General features: G+C 58.1%; 13 protein-coding genes. 2 read left to right on the top strand and 11 right to left on the bottom strand.

The genetic code is table 11. The features are described 5' to 3' along the window. Positions 1–240: 240 nt before the first annotated feature. Genes ACWKV4_RS12945 through ACWKV4_RS12930 form a run of 4 tightly spaced genes read right to left on the bottom strand, consistent with a single transcriptional unit; the run spans position 241 to position 3,586 of the window. A complete protein-coding gene (locus tag ACWKV4_RS12945) occupies positions 241–903 on the bottom strand; it encodes a pyridoxal-phosphate dependent enzyme (protein WP_483832306.1) in 663 nt (220 codons plus the stop codon). A 19-nt stretch (positions 904–922) separates the two neighbouring features. Continuing rightward, a complete protein-coding gene (locus ACWKV4_RS12940; RefSeq protein ID WP_483832471.1) occupies positions 923–2,110 on the bottom strand; it encodes an MFS transporter in 1,188 nt (395 codons plus the stop codon). After that, positions 2,104–2,889 (bottom strand): alanyl-tRNA editing protein, encoded by a 786-nt coding sequence (locus ACWKV4_RS12935; RefSeq protein ID WP_483832307.1) that lies wholly within the window; start codon positions 2,887–2,889, stop codon positions 2,104–2,106. Before ACWKV4_RS12935 ends, ACWKV4_RS12940 begins: the two co-directional genes overlap by 7 nt. A 1-nt stretch (position 2,890) precedes the next feature. Beyond that, on the bottom strand, positions 2,891–3,586 hold the full coding sequence (locus tag ACWKV4_RS12930) for a serine O-acetyltransferase (RefSeq protein WP_483832472.1): 696 nt from the start codon (positions 3,584–3,586) through the stop codon (positions 2,891–2,893). A gap of 382 nt (positions 3,587–3,968) precedes the next feature. On the opposite strand from ACWKV4_RS12930, the gene ACWKV4_RS12925 reads away from it, so the two are divergent. After that, positions 3,969–4,679, top strand: coding sequence for a FadR/GntR family transcriptional regulator (locus tag ACWKV4_RS12925; RefSeq protein WP_483832473.1), 711 nt, complete (start codon positions 3,969–3,971; stop codon positions 4,677–4,679). Positions 4,680–4,862: 183 nt separating this feature from the next. Here ACWKV4_RS12925 and pepN read toward each other — a convergent pair whose 3' ends face one another. The 6 genes from pepN to ACWKV4_RS12895 form a co-directional block, all read right to left on the bottom strand. Continuing rightward, entirely contained in the window at positions 4,863–7,520 is a 2,658-nt protein-coding gene (gene pepN / locus ACWKV4_RS12920; protein WP_483832308.1) for an aminopeptidase N, read from the bottom strand. Positions 7,521–7,531: 11 nt separating this feature from the next. Further along, positions 7,532–8,362: a DUF2797 domain-containing protein gene (locus tag ACWKV4_RS12915; RefSeq protein ID WP_483832309.1), complete on the bottom strand. Its 831-nt coding sequence runs from the start codon at positions 8,360–8,362 to the stop codon at positions 7,532–7,534. Further along, positions 8,359–8,619, bottom strand: coding sequence for a YeaC family protein (locus tag ACWKV4_RS12910; RefSeq protein WP_483832310.1), 261 nt, complete (start codon positions 8,617–8,619; stop codon positions 8,359–8,361). The genes ACWKV4_RS12915 and ACWKV4_RS12910 overlap by 4 nt, the downstream gene beginning before the upstream one ends. Before the next feature lie 149 nt (positions 8,620–8,768). Next, entirely contained in the window at positions 8,769–9,650 is an 882-nt protein-coding gene (locus tag ACWKV4_RS12905) for a rhomboid family intramembrane serine protease (protein ID WP_483832311.1), read from the bottom strand. Beyond that, the gene (locus ACWKV4_RS12900) at positions 9,647–10,618 is read right to left on the bottom strand and encodes a metallophosphoesterase (RefSeq protein ID WP_483832312.1); all 972 of its coding nucleotides are present in this window, start codon (positions 10,616–10,618) and stop codon (positions 9,647–9,649) included. Before ACWKV4_RS12900 ends, ACWKV4_RS12905 begins: the two co-directional genes overlap by 4 nt. Continuing rightward, positions 10,618–11,508 (bottom strand): NAD(+) kinase, encoded by an 891-nt coding sequence (locus ACWKV4_RS12895; protein ID WP_483832313.1) that lies wholly within the window; start codon positions 11,506–11,508, stop codon positions 10,618–10,620. The genes ACWKV4_RS12900 and ACWKV4_RS12895 overlap by 1 nt, the downstream gene beginning before the upstream one ends. A 136-nt stretch (positions 11,509–11,644) precedes the next feature. Between ACWKV4_RS12895 and ACWKV4_RS12890 the strand changes: the two genes are divergently transcribed. Continuing rightward, positions 11,645–12,580: a DUF1853 family protein gene (locus ACWKV4_RS12890; RefSeq protein WP_483832314.1), complete on the top strand. Its 936-nt coding sequence runs from the start codon at positions 11,645–11,647 to the stop codon at positions 12,578–12,580. A gap of 85 nt (positions 12,581–12,665) precedes the next feature. On the opposite strand, the gene ACWKV4_RS12885 is transcribed toward ACWKV4_RS12890, so the two are convergent. Further along, complete coding sequence (locus ACWKV4_RS12885) at positions 12,666–13,949, bottom strand: MFS transporter (protein ID WP_483832315.1); 1,284 nt, start codon at positions 13,947–13,949, stop codon at positions 12,666–12,668. Positions 13,950–13,989 lie beyond the last annotated feature (40 nt).

Raw genomic sequence — 13,989 nt, 5'->3', positions numbered from 1 at the left:
TTGTCTGCTCATCGAACACCTCTGTGTGGCGACCATTTTCGCCTAAAAAAGTGTCCGGGGTTAGTAGACCACTACAAAGGCAGCTTGCTTACCTTCTTGAACATGTATAGACCTTGCAGCCGCAAAGCAAGCCGCTGACGTATTCCCGATAAAAAAGCCCGTTTCCTGGTAAAAAATACGCTGCGCCATCAGCATTGATTCTTGATCTATGCACATTACTTCATCAACCAACGTCCATTCTTAAAAAGGGGGGCTTACACCTACCGCCGCACCTTCAAAGCGGTGGCATAGGAAATGCCCTTGCCTTGAATTACAGCCTAGTGGTTCTACCAATATCGTGGATACATCGAAACCTTGATCTTTTAAACCCAGCACAACCCCAGTGAAACTGGCCCCGGTTCCGGCACACCCGACGAAGACAATTTTTCCCTCTACACCAGCAACGAGAAGTTGCGCCGCCAGCTCTGCGGCCGTCTCATATCGATGAGCATCCACTGCAAGCTTATTACTGAATTGATCCGGGTAATAGTAAGACTTCCCCATGCACTCCTGGTTTTCAAGATAATAACTGATAACTTCTTTTGGCGAAGCGCCTGTTGCGAGCAGGTCCTTGCCTATCAAGCGAGCGCCAGAGCATTCCAAAAACTCTCTCTTGGCTCGGCTGAAACCGAGCCCAACAGCCAATTCGACTGAAACCCTATATTTTTGACAAGCTGCGATAAGGCCTAATCCAAAATTTCCTCCCGATTTCTCTATTATCGTGGTTTTACCAGGGGTTATCTTTCCGGATCTTAGGGCCGCATTAATAATTTCAGTCGCAGCCCGATACTTATGGCTTCCGCTGGGATTATCCATTTCGAGCTTGGTGTAAATTCGACCTAAACTATTGATCAACCTGCTCATATAGACCTCCTTTCGATAGTTAATTGAGGGAGCTTTTTCGTTTAACCAAAAAAACTGTTGCTACCAAAAGAGAGGCGCAGGCTATAAAGCTCAGCAGGTTGGTCCCTTCCCAACCGATGATATCTAGCAATATGGAAGGTGCGAACGCGCCCACAGTGGCACACACGGCAACTGCCAGATCATTCCTTCCCTGGACACTATACCTAGCCTCTTCAGAAGCAGCTTCGTTCAGCAATGAGCCGCCTACGTAAGCAAAGTTCCATCCTATACCCAGCACGATCAGCGCTACAATCATATTAAAATAGGTCGGCGCTATAATGTTCAGTGCAGTCGATCCAAGTAACATTATGAACCCAACACAAATAATATTTTTTGCGCCTACCTTCTGGATCAGCAGACCAGTCACAAAGGCGGGTAGAAACATAGCTAGAACGTGAAGCTGGATCGCAAATTTTATGTTCCCGAACTCTTCTCCCATGTGGACCATATGGCTAGAGGCCTGCACCATAAGCAGATTCATCACGCCATAACCTAGCGCAGAGGCACACATCGCTATTAGCACCATGGTTCGAGCCTGATGTGAAGGGGCTGCGACAACAGAGGCTGTCAGGCTTACCTGAGGGCTTATTCCAGCCATTGGATCACTCGGCAAGCTCACTACAACAAACGCCAATACAACCGCTAGCCCGGTTAAAGCCGCATAACATAGAGAAAAAAGGCCATAGCCGGGCACTTCTCGAAATAGCTCAGTCAGTGTAGGGCCTAAAACGGCTGCCAGTACGCCGCCGGCTACGACCAGCGAGAGCGCCTTGGGCTTTAAGCTAGGTTTCAAATTGTCGGTGGCCGCAAACCTGTTGAAATTACCGAACGCGATGTAAATACCTAGTAAGGCGTGGCTCGCTATAAGGGCGTTGAAGCTGCCATATTCAACGGCTGCGAACCCGGTCATACCCGCAGCTGCCAATGGGATAACCCCGACCAAAAATGATTTTTTACGGCCAATGCGCTCCATCATCTTGGCTACAGGGTAGGTTGCTAGCATCACAAATAGGAACTGGAAACCATAAGGCAGCGTAGACAAAGACTGCTGCGGGGCAAGCATTGAACCCACGATAGCAGCCATCGTCACTGACATCACCGCAGCGGTAAGGTTGATTGCCTGTCCGACGAAATATAGATAGGTTTGGTAGGGCAAATTAATCACAATGCCTCCTCGTGATAATCGGCTAGGCCAACCTTGCAGCTTTCAAAAAAACAGCTTAACCGTTCTTTCCTTTTACCTAGCCGCTTCCGTCGAACACTTATAGGCCCTATGTCGGCCGGAGAAACCAAATGGGTTCCTCCGCAGGGAATTTCAATCCCTTGATATTTCCATATTCGCGCGTCTTGAAAGTCGCTTACGGGGAGGTGCTCAATTTTTAGATTCATTGCTATTAGGTCGTTCGCCGTTTTTTCTATACTCAAAACCTCCTCAGCATGGAAGGGCTGATCTACCAAGAAATCAAAACGCGCTGATGTCTCCTTTATATGGCAGCCCAATGTGCACTGTTCAAGCTCCTTGCGAAGCTTTATAGCTGCGGCGTAAAGAAAATGGCTGGCGCTATGCGCTATGGTCAAACGTTGCCGGCGCTCAATATCTATCGCCACTCTGACTGGCGTACCTTCATTTACTCTTTCAAGGGCCGGCCAATCGTCGGGGTGTATGAGATGAAGAATAACGCCCCCAACCGTGCCCCCTTTAAAGCCCTTGAGTTCAATGGGTGCGCCGTACATCTTTTTTGCTCCTACGAATCTTAGTATGCCCGCCGCTGTCTGGATCACCCCAGTATCAGCCTCCTGACCTCCACCTTCAGGGTATGCAACAGTTCTATCCAGTTCGATTGCATTGGGGTATATGCGAAGGACTACCGCGCTAGCAGATCTAAGATATTGGCTTTCATAATAGAGCTTTTCGGTACGTCGAAAGCCATTACTATTAGTTACCATACTACACCTCTAAAACGACTTGGAGCGATGTCTTCAATTGAACGCGCGCACCTGCTGGAACGTTATTCGTTATTATGCAACCAGGCCCGATAAAAGCTTTATCACCAACACTCACTGCTCCAAATACACTCGCAAACGCACCGATTTCTACTCCGTTACCTATTATCGGATGACGCTTATTTGGCGAATTTCTGCTTATTCCTCTTGCCCCAAGCGTTACGCAACCTAAAACATAACAGTCTTCGCCAATCACCGTAGTTTCGCCAATGACGGTTCCATAACCGTGGTCTAACACAAAACGCGCACCGATTTTGGAGCGGAAATGTAGTTCCGCACCGGAAAGAAGCTTTCCCCGCCTTGAAATCAACCCGGCGAGCATTTCGGCTTCTAATTTAGGAAATTGTGAGGATGAGGTATACAAACGACGAGCCAAACGATAGTGCAATACAGCCGCGTACGATGTATAACATTTAGCAACAAACTCCGGGCAACCTATCGATGCTGGGTCTTTAGAGACATATGCTATAAGGTCAGCGTCAGCATCGGCAGCAGCCCGTTCGATTAAATTTTGTTTATCCAGCTCCCTATACTGCCTGGGGGAACAGCTCTCCAAGAGTGCGGCCGCCATTAGATTATTTATCAACCCGAGGCCAGATTTCTGGCTAGCGTCACGCTGTTGAAGGCAGTCGCTTAGTATAACCGATGATTTCTCCAAACCTGCTCACCTTAAACATCACATCGCCCCACCTATCCATACCTGTTCGAACCCAAATTAGCTGACTTGAACAACTCACACTAGCTTGGCTCAACGTCCCACGACTTTGAAAGTGGGCATCCAGACCTGTACAAGCATGTTTTAACTGCTGCCAGCCCTTACTTCCTCGAATCATTAAACCCTAAGGTTCAGTTGAAAATAAGATTATTTTCAACCATACACCATAAAAATTTTTAGCTAGATATATGTAACACTGAAAAGAGAACAGTGCGCTATGATCCTTAAGCCGCACAGTGCGCGCTTCGGTTGCTCCCTTACATGCGCTATCATGCCCACTCCGCCCGCGCAGGTGTTGCCCCACCCCATGGACTACCGTAAACCCTCCGAACGCAAAAGCATGCATGCCCGCATCGTGCAGGAGCTGGGCATGCATATCGTGTCCGGGCGCTTCCCGCCGGACCAAAAGCTGCCGCCTGAGGCGCAGTTGTGCGAGGAGTACGCGGTTAGCCGGCCAGTGTTACGCGAAGCCACCCGTGTGCTGGTGGCTAAGGGGTTGGTGTATTCGCGCCCCCGAGTAGGCACGGTGGTCAAGGCTCGGCGAGAGTGGCACCTGCTGGACCCGGATGTACTGCATTGGGTAATGCATACCACCCCGCAGAATGATTTTTTCACCCTGCTCACCAGCGTTCGGGCGATCATTGAGCCGGCGGCGGCTGCCCTGGCCGCGCAACACGCCACCGCCGAGGACGTTGCGTCCATTGGTGAAGCTTATGAGCGCATGGAGCAGGCGCGTACGCCGGAAGCCCTATTGCAACCAGATCTAGACTTTCATAGCCGTATTGCCGACGCCACGCACAACGATCTGCTAGCCCATCTGTGCAACATGTTGAGCATGGCGTTGCGCGAGGCCCTGCGCCATTCCAACCAACGCCCTAACCTGCATGAATTGGCCATGCCTAGGCATAAAGCGATTCTAACCGCCATTGAGAGCCGAGATCCGCTCGGCGCCCGCCAGGCAGCACTGGTTCAATTGGACGATGCCCGTAATGCATTGAGCGTGGTCCTAGGGCTCTGAGCACCACCTTGTAGGAGCCAGCGAAGCTGGCGAACGAGCTCTGTTCGCGAACTGGCGCTCGCTCCTACACACAGGGCCGGGGATGGACATAATTTGCTTGAAACCCTGGGCCGGTAGGAGCCAGCGAAGCTGGCGAAAAAAACGCTTTCGCGAGCTGGCGCTCGCTCCTACGGGGGCGGGGGGTTATGCCAGGCTTTTGCTTACTACCTCGAACACATCGCTGGACAGCGAGCCGCTGGCCTTGATGCGCTCCAGCTCAGCCTTCATCAACGCCTGGCGGGCGCTGTCGAACCTACGCCAGCGGGTCAGCGGCGTGAGTTGGCGGGCGGCGATCTGAGGGTTCAGGGCGTTGAGCTCGATGATCAAATCCGCCAGGAAGCGATAGCCGCTGCCATCCGGGGCATGGAAGTTGACGTGGTTCTGCCCGGCGAAGGCACCAATTAGCGCACGCACCTTGTTCGGGTTGCGCAGGCTAAACGCTGGGTGCTGCATCAAGGCCTTCACACGGGCCAAGCCACCTGGCAGGCCGCTGCCGGCTTGCACGCTGAACCACTGGTCCATCACCAGTGGGTTGTCCTTGAAATGCTCGGCAAAACTCGCCAGGGCCTTGGCCTTTTCCGCATTAAACGACGAGTTCACCAGCACGGCCAGGGCCGTCAGGCGTTCAGTCATGTTGTCGCACTGGTCGAACTGCTCCAGGGTGGCATCCAGCACTTCCTTACGACCACTAAGCATCAGGTACGACAGCGCGATGTTCTGCAGGCTGCGCCGGGCAAAGTGTTCGGCGCTGGCCTGGTAAGGCGTAGCGCGGGACAGTTCGCGGTTGGCCTGGTAGCGGGCCCACAGCTCATCGAACAGTGCTTCGCTCAATTTCACGCGGGCAAACTCGCGGGCTGCGTGAATAGCGTCGATATCAGCCACTTCGCTTAGCTCCACCAGATAGGCTTCACCTGGTAGCGAGAGCATTTCGGCAACCATGGCTTGGTCCAGGCGGGTATCGGTAAGCAGGGTACGGAAGGCTTCGATCAGCCGGGGCTCCAGGCTCAACGCTTTCCCCGCCTGGTGCTGGTCAATCAGCTCCTGCAGCACCTGCACCGACAACTGCTGGCCAGCATCCCAGCGGTTGAAGCCGTCGCTGTCGTGCTGCATCAGGAACATCAGCTGGTCGCGGTTATAAGGAAACTGCAGCTTGACCGGCGCGCTGAACCCGCGCAGCAGCGAGGGCAGTGGTTGCTCGGTAAGGCCGGTAAAGGTGAAGGTTTGCTCGGCTTCGGTCACCGACAGCACGCGGGTGCTGGCACCGGCGGTAGCCTCACCTTGCAATTGCAGCGGGATGTCCTGGCCCTGGGCGTCGAGCAGGCCTAGCTCCACAGGAATCACGAAAGGCAGTTTTTCTGCGCTTTCCGGGGTGGCGGGGCAGCTTTGGCGGAAGGTCAGGCTGTAGGTACCGGCAGCGGCGTCGAAGACCTCGGTCACTGCGAGCCGTGGCGTGCCCGCTTGGCTGTACCAGCGTTTAAATTGGGTCAGGTCGGCGCTGTTAGCCTCTTCCATGGCCTTGACGAAATCATCGCAGGTCACGGCCTGGCCGTCGTGCCGTTCGAAGAACAGGTCGCTGCCCTTGCGGAAGCCTTCCGGGCCGAACAGGGTGCGAAGCATCCGCACAACTTCCGAACCCTTTTCGTACACGGTCAGGGTGTAAAAGTTGGAGATTTCCATAAAGCTGGCCGGGCGCACGGGGTGAGCCATGGGGCCTGCATCTTCGGCGAACTGATGGGTGCGCAGGTAGGCCACATCCTCTACCCGCTTGACGGTCGGGGAGTTCATGTCAGCGGAGAATTCAGCGTCGCGGAACACCGTGAAGCCTTCTTTGAGCGACAGCTGGAACCAGTCGCGGCAGGTTACCCGGTTGCCGGTCCAGTTATGGAAGTATTCGTGGGCCACCACCGCTTCGACCCGCTGGTGGGCGGCGTCGGTAGCGGTTTCGGCCTTGGCCAGCACGCAGCTGGAGTTGAAGATGTTCAGGCCCTTGTTTTCCATGGCCCCCATGTTGAAGTCGTTCACCGCCACGATCATAAAAATGTCCAGGTCGTATTCACGGCCATAGACTTCTTCATCCCAGCGCATGGATTTCTTCAGGCTGTCCATGGCGTGCTGGCACTTGTCGATGTTCTCCGGTTCTACGTAGATACGCAGCGTCACATCGCCCTGGGTGGCGCGGGTGAAGGTGTCCTCGATGCACCACAGGTCCCCGGCCACTAAGGCAAACAGGTACGCGGGCTTCATAAAGGGGTCTTCCCAGGTCGCCCAGTGGCGGCCGTCCTCGCCCTCCCCGCTGGCTACCGGGTTGCCGTTGGACAGCAGCACGGGGTAGCGCTGCTTGTCTGCACTCAAGCTGGTAGTGAACTTGCTCATCACATCCGGGCGGTCCAGGTACCAGGTGATCTTGCGAAAGCCCTCGGCCTCGCACTGGGTACAGAACATTTTGCCGGACTTATACAGGCCTTCCAGCGCGGTGTTGGTTTCCGGGTGGATGCGTGCGCTAGTGTCCAGCACGAAGCGTTCGGCGCCTGGCTGCACGGTGAGGTGCAGGTCGTCCAGGCTGTAGTCACCTTCAGCCAAGTCGGCGTCGTCCAGTTTGATCGACAGCAGTTCCAGTTCTTGGCCGTCGAGCACCAGTGGCGGCAGCCCTTCCCCGGCGCTGGGGTTGCGGCGCATCACCAGTTGGGCATGGACCATCGTATGGTCCTCATGAAGCTCGAAGGTGAGGTGGGTCTCGTCGATCAGGTAGTCGGGGGCCCGGTAGTCCTTGAGGTAGATCGTTTTCGGCTGTTCGGTGCGCATGGCCTTTCCTTCTACTGGTGCACGGCCAGCTGATAGGCCGTGTATTTGCGAATGTTGATCACGCCGGTGTCGAATATCAGGTATTGACCCTTGATGCCCATCAGGGTGCCTTCAACGACCGGGGTCTTGTCCAGATTGAAACTGGCAATCTTGGTGGGGTAAGCCTGTACGGGGTAGTCGATGCGCAGGACCTGGGCGTCGATCAGCGGCTGGATCGCCTGTAGCCCAAAACGCTCTTGCAACAGGGTGATGCCGGCCGCGCAGCTATCGAACAGTTGGTCGCGCACCGCGAGCAAGTCGACCTCGGCGGCCGGCCCCTTGAGCAATGCACGCCAATTGGTACGGTCGGCTACCTGAGAGCGAAGCAAATCTTCTACTAGGCCCGATTGCTGCCGCGTACTGACACGCAGAATCGGCAGGCCCTGGCTGGCGCCTTGGTCCAGCCAGCGAGTAGGCAGTTGAGTGGCCCGGGTGATGCCAACCTTGATACCTGAGCTGTTGGCCAGGTACACGATATGGTCGGTCATGCAGAATTGCTCGCCCCAGGCCGGCTCCCGGCAGGTGCCGTGCTCATAATGGCAGCGCTCGGGGCTCATGATGCACAGGTCACAAGAGGCCAGGCGCATCATGCAGGGGTAGCAGTAGCCTTGGCTGTAACTGGTTTTGGTGCGTTTGCCACAAGCGATACAGTGGATGGCACCCAGGTACTCCAGGGCGAGGCGCTGGCCGATCAAGGGGTTGAGCGGCACCCGCGCCTCGCCCAGGCGCAGGTCATAGCAAGCCAGGTTGTCTTCGATGCGTATGGCCATTTTGCTGACGGAACCACGACCCAATTCACTCAATGGATCGCGTCCGACTTGAACAGAATGTTAGCCACGGGGGCGGCCTTGGAGCTGCACTCCTGAGGGCCCATGTAGCCGGTGCGCTGGTCCTCGGGCAGGTTCTGCATTTCCCAGGCGATCACCGCCTGCAATGACAGCTCTTTCTGCTCCTGGGTCAGCTTGCGCCCATCGGGCCATTTGCCGATCTCCACCGCCAGCTTCAAGCTCTCGTAGATGTCAGGGGTGATGTTTTCGATCATATCGGTGAAAGAGGTCATGGGGGCATCCGCATCGCAGCGTTTATAAATAACCAAGCGAAGGTCAGGCGCGGCCGGCTAGGCAAGGCGAAAAAGAGTGAGCAAGCGCAGTTTACTTACTGTAAATGAGCATTCCGAGTTCGTTTTCAACGCAGCATCGCCGAGCGCCATCAGTTTATTCTACGGCGCGCCAGCGTGCCGCCCAATAGCCCCGTCACACAACCCACCAACAAACCGCCCAAATGCGCGCCATTGGCGATGTCGCCGAAGCCCAGCACACTGGCTGCCCCAAGCATGCACAAGCCCAGCCAGGCCAGCATCATGATCAGCACACCCTTGGGCATGCGATACAGCGGCGTGGGCGCCAGCCAGTTGAACAGCCACAAATGGCCCAATAGCCCGTACAGCACGCCAGACAAACCGCCGAACAGCGCCGGGCCGCTCCACAGGTATTGGGCCAGGTTGGAGACGCTGGCGAACAGCAGGGTAAGGCCAGCCAGCCCGAACGAGCCTTGGCGTGCTTCGATGCGACGCCCCAGCTCCCAATACCACAACCCGTTCATGGTCAGGTGAAGGATGCCAAAGTGAATAAACATAGGCGTCACCAAGCGCCACCACTGCCCGGCTTCCAGGGTGGCGATCCAGGGTTTGAACCAGGCGTAGTCACCTTCCTGTTGGAAGTCCACGAACGTCAGCCAATGCAGCGGGGCGAGGTGCTCACCCAGCAGGCTCACCGCGCCCACTACCAGGCATGCCAGCAACACCAGCGCGGTCACCGGGCTTACACGCAATTGCGCCCAAAACCGTTGAAGGCGGCTCGGCCCTGGCAAGGCAGCTTGGCCCAGGTTCGCGACCATGGGCGCGCTATCGCCGTCGGGGTACTGGGCGTACAGGGCAGCCACCTGCTCGGCCAGGGTCTCGGTAGGCACCCACAGCACCTGCTCCGAGCCCTCTTCGGTTACCCGATAAGGCACTTGCAGGCGCCGCATCAGGCGCACGAAGCCACTCAAATCGTGGGCCAAGGGTAAACGTAACGCAGGTATGGGCTTCAACGGGAATGCTCCGGGCGTTTAACGTTCACCCATACGAATTTTGAAGGGTCCAGCCTGGTTTCGTCGTCCAGGCGGTAAGCCACCAACTTGCCGTACAACACCGCGCTGTAGTCCAGGCAAGCCAGGTTGGGGCGGATCGGCGCCGGGCGGCCGCTGCGCCAGTAATGGCCCACGAACAGCAAAGGCTCGTCGGCACCGTAGCGCAACAGCGCTTTTTTATCGTCGTGGCTCAGCGGCGTGCGGGCCACATCGTCGGGCAATGCGTCCGGTTGGAACACCACGTCACCATAGGTTTGCGGGTCGTCCTCCCAGAACTTGGTGCGGAAGGACGCTCGGGTCAGCCCATCCCCCCCGGTGATGGCCCTGCCCCCAGGCAGGCGCATATCGGTGCCACGCAGCAGGCGGTCGAATACCGCTGCGGCAAAGCTGCGGGGCACGCTGGCGGCCTGCACGAAGTGCTGGTCCACCTGGCCGGTGGGGAATACCTGGCGCAGCGAGTCGATCAGTGTGCTGTCCCAGCACGCATGCACCAGGCGAAAACGCCCTGCGTCGACGAACAGCGGCAACTCATAGAACCAGCCGAGAAAGGCCTCCCAGTCGCCCGGGTGCTGGGCGAACTGGTCCAGGGTGGCCTGGATCAAGCGCTGCTGGCGGGGCGTGTGCTGGCGCACGAAATCTTTCCCACTGCCCGGTAACCCAGGCGTGACCCACCCCAGCGCATTGAACTCATGGTTGCCCATGATGCAGGCGCCATGGCCGCCCTCGACCATATCGTGAATCAAGTGCAGCGCTTCGCGGATGCGCGGCCCACGGTCGATGATATCTCCCAGGAACACTGCCTGGCGCGACGGGTGCTGCCATACCCCACCGCGACGGCGGTAGCCCAAGGTATCGAGCAGGTGTTCCAGGGTATGGGCGCAACCGTGCACGTCACCGATCAGGTCGTACCTTCGGGAGGGATCAAGCATCACTCGCCTCCGCCGCCGAGCTTGCTGCCCCACCCTAGCTTGGTGCGGCACACCTCGTAATAATTATGGTCCAGCGGGTGAATCAGCCGTAGTTTCTGCGGCTTTTTCTTGACGGTGATGGTGTCACCAGGGGCGCAGGTGAAATGGTTCTGCCCATCGCAGGAGACTTGCGGGTAGATGGTCATGTCCTTGGCCACCACAATCTTCAGCTCGCTGTTGCCGTCGACCACGATGGGCCGGCCGCTTAAGGTATGGGGGTACATGGGCACTATCACAATGGCGTCGAGCTTGGGGTGCATGATCGGGCCGCCCGCCGAGAGCGCATAGGCGGTGGAGCCGGTAGGCGTGGCCACGATCAGGCCGTCGGCTTTCTGGCTGCACACGAACTGGCCATCAATGTAGATTTCGAACTCGATCATGCGGGTGGACTTGCCAGGGTGTAGCACTACATCGTTAAGCGCGTCCCCCTGGCCGATGGCCTCGCCATGGCGACGCACTTCGGCTTCAAGCAAGAAGCGGCTTTCCACCAGGTAGTGGCCGTTAAGCACTTCGGCAACCTTGGTTTCCAGCTCGTCCGGGCGGATGTCTGTAAGGAAGCCCAGGCTGCCGCGGTTTACCCCCAATACCGGAATATGATGCCGGGCCAGGGCCCTGGCCGCGCCCAGTAGGCTACCGTCACCGCCTACCACGATCACCAGGTCGCACACTTCGCCCAACAGCTTGCGGGTAGAAGTTTGCTGACCGTGGCCAGGTAGCACTTCGGCGATGGTATCTTCGAGGATCACGTGCAGGTGCCGCTCCACCAAGAATTTTTTCAACCGTCGGATGGTGTCTAGTACCTGGGTGCTACCAAGGCGGCCGATGATACCGATATTACGAAACTGCTCCATGGGGCTCCCAAGCGCGTGGTGAGGCGAAGCCTCGAGTATGAGCTAAAGCGCCGGGCCAGACAAAAACACGTCTTTGGGCCGGGGCCAAGTGACAGCTTGCGTCAATACCTCGTGCATAACCGGCTATGCTGCGCGAATGAACCCATTTTCTTCACTGCATGAACTACCTCGCCGGCTACGCCGGCCTGCCGTGCGCGACCTGGCGTGGGCCCTGACCGCCCCCGCCTTGCTCAGCCAGGCGCCTTGGGCGCAACGCCACCCCTTGCAGGGCAGCGACTGGGCCCAGGCACCCGAGCGGCTCGGTGAGTGGCTGCGGGCGCTGGATGAGGACGACAGTCTTTTGATCGACGCCTTGGCTACGAGTTCGAACCACCGCCTGGGGGTGTATTACGAGCGCCTGTGGCAGTTCGCCCTGCGCCAGGCACCGGGGGTGGAGCTGGTGGCGGCAAACCTACCCGTGCGGGTAGACGGGCACACCCTGGGCGAGATGGACGCGCTGCTGCGTGATCGTGACGGCGTGCACCATGTAGAGCTGGCAGTGAAGTTCTATCTGGGCCTGGACGCTGCCAGCGGCGAGAGCACTTCGCACTGGGTAGGGCCGGGCCGGGCCGACCGGCTGGACCGTAAACTGCTGCACTTGGCCAGCCACCAGCTGCCGCTGTCGAACCAACCGGCGGCTCGGCAGCGCCTGCAAAGCCTCGGGCTGCACGCCCCACAGCCCTGGCTGTGGCTGGGTGGCTACCTGTTCTACCCCTGGCATGCGCATGGCGAAGCCCCAGCCGGCGCCAACCCGGATCACCTGCGCGGTGCCTGGCTGCACCGTTGCCAATGGCCTGCATTGGCTGCCAATACGCGCGGTCACTGGCAACCCCTGCCCAAAACCCAATGGCTCGCCCCTGCCCGCTGCCCTACCAAGGGCCTCTGGAGCCTGGACACCCTGCGCCAGTGGCTCGAAGCCCTCCCCACCGATGCTCCTCCCCAACTCCTTGTTTGCATGACGCCTTGGGGGGAGTTCGCCCACGAAACCCAGCGGCTGTTTCTGGTTGGGGATGATTGGCCGCGATCAGGTTGAGTGCCAGGGGCTTTCGTGCGCACCCGACCGGGCTGTAGGAGCTGACGCCAGCCAGCGAATTGGCCTATCTGCGCTCGCCTGGTCACTACTCCCAAGTCTTACCCCGCCAAACCCCACACCCCCATAGGCCTACCAACCCCACTACCGCGCTATAGCCCACGATCACCCATGGGCTCCAGGGCACTAAGGCCAGCAACCCCAAGGTGGTTACACTCGCCCATAGCGCATAGGCCAGGTTGTACCCCAGGGAAATCCCCGACACCCGAACCTGCGCCGGGAACAGCCCTACCATGACCGCCGGTACTACGCCCACCACCCCACTGCACAGCCCTGCCACCGCGTAGGCCACCCCTACCCAACTCGGTGCCAGCATCAAACTACCGTAAAGCACCAGGCTGCCCAGAGGCAGTAATAGGCAATACAGCCGCAGCGTGGGCCATGGGCCGTTGCGGTCCACCAGCAGGCCGGCCAACACACAGCCAATGTTAAGAAACACAATGCCCAGGCAACTCAAGGTAAAGGCATCGGCTGCTGTCATGCCAAAGCGCTGTTGCATCAATGAGGGGGTGAGCACCACCAACAGGACTACCGCCGTGGTCAGCACACAGGTAAACACCACGGCCGGCAACAGTGCGCCACGGTGGTGCGTACGAACCTGTGCCAGAGGGGAACTCCCCTGGCTCGCGCCGCGCTGGTTCATTGCCAGAAACACCGGGGTTTCACTTAGCCAGCGACGCAGCCACACACCTAACACGCCGAATACGCCACCCAGCACGAAAGGTACCCGCCAGCCAAACTCAAGCAGCTGCTCCGGGGTGAGCGCTCGCGCCACCGCGGTGGCCACCAAGGCGCCCAACAGGTAGCCAAAGGTCAGGCCCGCTTGCAGGAAGCCCAAGGCATAACCGCGCCGGGCCGCAGGCATGTGTTCGGCCACGAACACCCAGGCACTGGGCACCTCACCGCCCACCGCCACCCCTTGCAACACCCGCAGTACCAGCAGCCCCAGGGGGGCCAGGTAGCCAATATCGGCATATACCGGCATTACCCCAATCACCAGGCAAGGCAGCGCCATCATCAGGATACTCAGGCTAAACACCCGCTTGCGCCCCAGGCGGTCAGCGTAATGGGCCATCACCAAACCGCCCAGGGGGCGCGCCACATAGCCGGTCAGGTAAATGCCGAAGCTCTGCAGTTGGCGCAGCCACTCGGGCATGTCCGGAGGAAAGAACAGCTTGGCCAGGGTCACGGCAAAAAATACAAAGATGATGAAGTCGTAGATTTCCAGGGCACCGCCCAACGCGGCCAGGCCAAGGGTTTTATGGTCGGCGCGGGACAGCCGGGCGGGGTGATGAAGGGGCTTTGTCGTCATAGGCTTTTTGGAGTAAGTGGCCCTTATGGCGTTTCGCTAA

The sequence above is a fragment of the Pseudomonas artemisiae genome (assembly GCF_057128685.1).
Note: the sequence above shows the minus strand (reverse complement) of the source record. Positions and strands in the feature narration are given on the sequence as shown.

Bases quoted from the DNA above. Each gene is read 5' to 3' on its own strand.
- ACWKV4_RS12945 (WP_483832306.1), bottom strand. From the start codon at position 903: ATGAGCAGGTTGATCAATAGTTTAGGTCGAATTTACACCAAGCTCGAA.
- ACWKV4_RS12935 (WP_483832307.1), bottom strand. From the start codon at position 2,889: ATGGTAACTAATAGTAATGGCTTTCGACGTACCGAAAAGCTCTATTAT.
- ACWKV4_RS12925 (WP_483832473.1), top strand. From the start codon at position 3,969: ATGGACTACCGTAAACCCTCCGAACGCAAAAGCATGCATGCCCGCATC.
- pepN (WP_483832308.1), bottom strand. From the start codon at position 7,520: ATGCGCACCGAACAGCCGAAAACGATCTACCTCAAGGACTACCGGGCC.
- ACWKV4_RS12910 (WP_483832310.1), bottom strand. From the start codon at position 8,619: ATGACCTCTTTCACCGATATGATCGAAAACATCACCCCTGACATCTAC.
- ACWKV4_RS12900 (WP_483832312.1), bottom strand. From the start codon at position 10,618: ATGCTTGATCCCTCCCGAAGGTACGACCTGATCGGTGACGTGCACGGT.
- ACWKV4_RS12895 (WP_483832313.1), bottom strand. From the start codon at position 11,508: ATGGAGCAGTTTCGTAATATCGGTATCATCGGCCGCCTTGGTAGCACC.
- ACWKV4_RS12890 (WP_483832314.1), top strand. From the start codon at position 11,645: ATGAACCCATTTTCTTCACTGCATGAACTACCTCGCCGGCTACGCCGG.
- ACWKV4_RS12885 (WP_483832315.1), bottom strand. From the start codon at position 13,949: ATGACGACAAAGCCCCTTCATCACCCCGCCCGGCTGTCCCGCGCCGAC.